This window comes from Rodentibacter mrazii (assembly GCF_001998825.1).
Lineage (GTDB): Bacteria > Pseudomonadota > Gammaproteobacteria > Enterobacterales > Pasteurellaceae > Rodentibacter > Rodentibacter mrazii.
In genome coordinates this window covers 1-3,475 of the sequence record NZ_MLHG01000001.1, presented here as the reverse complement: position 1 = coordinate 3,475, position 3,475 = coordinate 1, and the positions used below count along the sequence as shown (strand labels likewise).

Annotated in this window: 2 rRNA genes; both read right to left on the bottom strand. The window is 48.7% G+C overall.

Annotated elements, in window-relative coordinates:
- Positions 1-4 precede the first annotated feature (4 nt).
- Positions 5-120: ribosomal RNA gene (rrf, locus tag BKK47_RS00010) — 5S ribosomal RNA — on the bottom strand.
- A 183-nt stretch (positions 121-303) separates the two neighbouring features.
- Positions 304-3,307, bottom strand: a 23S ribosomal RNA gene (locus tag BKK47_RS00005).
- Positions 3,308-3,475 lie beyond the last annotated feature (168 nt).

The window sequence follows — 3,475 nt, the reverse complement described above, 5'->3', positions numbered from 1 at the left end:
TAAAACCTGGCGGTGCCCTACTCTCACATGGGGATACCCCACACTACCATCGGCATTACAGCATTTCACTTCTGAGTTCGGAATGGATTCAGGTGGGTCCACTGCACTCTCGCCGCCAAGATAATTCTTCGATAACGTCTAATTTGTTCTTTGTTTTAGTTCTTTGCTCTCTCGGTCACAAGCTGATAACGTTTATTTATTTGTTTATTTGATTTATTTCACTCTGTTTCGTTTCCATTCGCTTCATCTTGAGGTTGACTCAGCTCTCACTTCAGCCACCCTACAAAAACACTTGAGCGTTGTATAGTTAAGCCTCTCGGGCAATTAGTATGGGTTAGCTCAACGGCTCACACCGCTTACACACCCCACCTATCTACGTCTTAGTCTCAAACAACCCTTACAAACATTTAGTCTGGGAGAACTCATCTCTTGGCAAGTTTCGTGCTTAGATGCTTTCAGCACTTATCTCTTCCGCACTTAGCTACCAGGCAATGCGTCTGGCGACACAACCCGAACACCAGTGGTGCGTCCACTCCGGTCCTCTCGTACTAGGAGCAGCCCCAATCAATTCTCCTACGCCCACGGCAGATAGGGACCGAACTGTCTCACGACGTTCTAAACCCAGCTCGCGTACCACTTTAAATGGCGAACAGCCATACCCTTGGGACCTACTTCAGCCCCAGGATGTGATGAGCCGACATCGAGGTGCCAAACACCGCCGTCGATATGAACTCTTGGGCGGTATCAGCCTGTTATCCCCGGAGTACCTTTTATCCGTTGAGCGATGGCCCTTCCATGCAGAACCACCGGATCACTATGACCTACTTTCGTACCTGCTCGACTTGTCCGTCTCGCAGTTAAGCTTGCTTATACCATTGCACTAACCTCACGATGTCCGACCGTGATTAGCAAACCTTCGTGCTCCTCCGTTACACTTTGGGAGGAGACCGCCCCAGTCAAACTACCCACCAGACACTGTCCGAACACCCGATTAGGATGTCTCGTTAGAACATCAAACGTTAAAGGGTGGTATTTCAAGGTCGCCTCCACAATCACTGGCGTGACCGCTTCATAGGCTCCCACCTATCCTACACATCAAAATTCAATGTTCAGTGTCAAGCTATAGTAAAGGTTCACGGGGTCTTTCCGTCTAGCCGCGGGTACACCGCATCTTCACGGCGATTTCAATTTCACTGAGTCTCGGGTGGAGACAGCCTGGCCATCATTATGCCATTCGTGCAGGTCGGAACTTACCCGACAAGGAATTTCGCTACCTTAGGACCGTTATAGTTACGGCCGCCGTTTACTGGGGCTTCGATCAGGTGCTTCTCTTTCGATTACACCATCAATTAACCTTCCAGCACCGGGCAGGCATCACACCCTATACGTCCACTTTCGTGTTTGCAGAGTGCTGTGTTTTTAATAAACAGTTGCAGCCAGCTGGTATCTTCGACCGGTTCACCCTTCACCCGCTAGGGGCTACAAGCTACGCCGGCGCACCTTCTCCCGAAGTTACGGTGCTATTTTGCCTAGTTCCTTCACCCGAGTTCTCTCAAGCGCCTGAGTATTCTCTACCTGACCACCTGTGTCGGTTTTCAGTACGGTTTCGATAAACCTGAAGCTTAGTGGCTTTTCCTGGAAGTAGGGTATCAGTTACTTCAACGCCGTAGCGTCTCGTCATCACTTCTCGTTGTTTGTATTGGGTAAGCGGATTTGCCTACCTACCCCAACTACCAGCTTAAACGTGCATATCCAACAGCACGCTAACCTAACCTGCTCCGTCCCCACATCGCAGTTTATCCAAGTACGGGAATATTAACCCGTTTCCCATCGACTACGCTTTTCAGCCTCGCCTTAGGGGCCGACTCACCCTGCCCCGATTAACGTTGGACAGGAAACCTTGGTCTTCCGGCGAACGGGTTTTTCACCCGTTTTATCGTTACTTATGTCAGCATTCGCACTTGTGATACGTCCAGCAAACCTCTCGATTCACCTTCTTCCGCTTACACAACGCTCCCCTACCCAACAGGAGCAACATTAATGATTCTTGTCAGTCTATGCCGACTCAACGTTTTTTAGCTTGACCAACATGCGCCACTTCGTTTCGCATGGTGTTAATCCTAAAAACCATTAATGTTGCTCCTGATGCCGCAGCTTCGGTGCTATATTTCAGCCCCGTTACATCTTCCGCGCAGACCGACTCGACTAGTGAGCTATTACGCTTTCTTTAAATGGTGGCTGCTTCTAAGCCAACATCCTAGCTGTCTAAGCCTTCCCACTTCGTTTCCCACTTAATATAGACTTCGGGACCTTAGCTGGCGGTCTGGGTTGTTTCCCTCTCCACGACGGACGTTAGCACCCGCCGTGTGTCTCCTGAGTATCACTCTTTGGTATTCGTAGTTTGCATCGGGTTGGTAAGCCGGGATGGCCCCCTAGCCGAAACAGTGCTCTACCCCCAAAGGTGTCCGCTCAAGGCTCTACCTAAATAGATTTCGGGGAGAACCAGCTATCTCCCGGTTTGATTGGCCTTTCACCCCCAGCCACAAGTCATCCGCTAATTTTTCAACATTAGTCGGTTCGGTCCTCCAGTTAGTGTTACCCAACCTTCAACCTGCCCATGGCTAGATCACCGGGTTTCGGGTCTATACCTTGCAACTATTCGCCCAGTTAAGACTCGGTTTCCCTTCGGCTCCCCTATTCGGTTAACCTCGCTACAAAATATAAGTCGCTGACCCATTATACAAAAGGTACGCAGTCACCTTACGGCTCCCACTGCTTGTACGTACAAGGTTTCAGGTTCTATTTCACTCCCCTCACCGGGGTTCTTTTCGCCTTTCCTTCACAGTACTGGTTCACTATCGGTCAATCAGGAGTATTTAGCCTTGGAGGATGGTCCCCCCTTCTTCAGACAGGATATCACGTGTCCCGCCCTACTTCTCTCAAACTTAGTCCTTCCCAACCACTTTCAGATACGGGACTATCACCCCCTATGGTTCAACTTCCCAGTTGATTCTCCTAATTGATGAGATAACATTTGATGGCTCCTCCGCTTTCGCTCGCCGCTACTGACGGAATCTCGGTTGATTTCTTTTCCTCGGGGTACTTAGATGTTTCAGTTCTCCCGGTTTGCCTTTCATTACTATGGATTCATAATGAAATGATGGATTCTTCACCCATCGGGTTTCCCCATTCGGATATCTTGGATTACACGCTTCTTATCAACTCATCCAAGCTTTTCGCAGATTAGCACGTCCTTCTTCGCCTCTGATTGCCAAGGCATCCACCTTGTACGCTTAGTCACTTAACTATACAACCTCAAATGTTTTTACATTTGAAGCGGATTAATCAACTAAACACTTGACCGCCTTTTCTCAGTCAAGATTTTTATCTTACTCAGACTTTCTTTTATCCCTTTCGGGACTTAAAAGTCTCTTCAGTTTTCAGCTTGTTTCCGTTTTTTTAAAGAACAATAAGA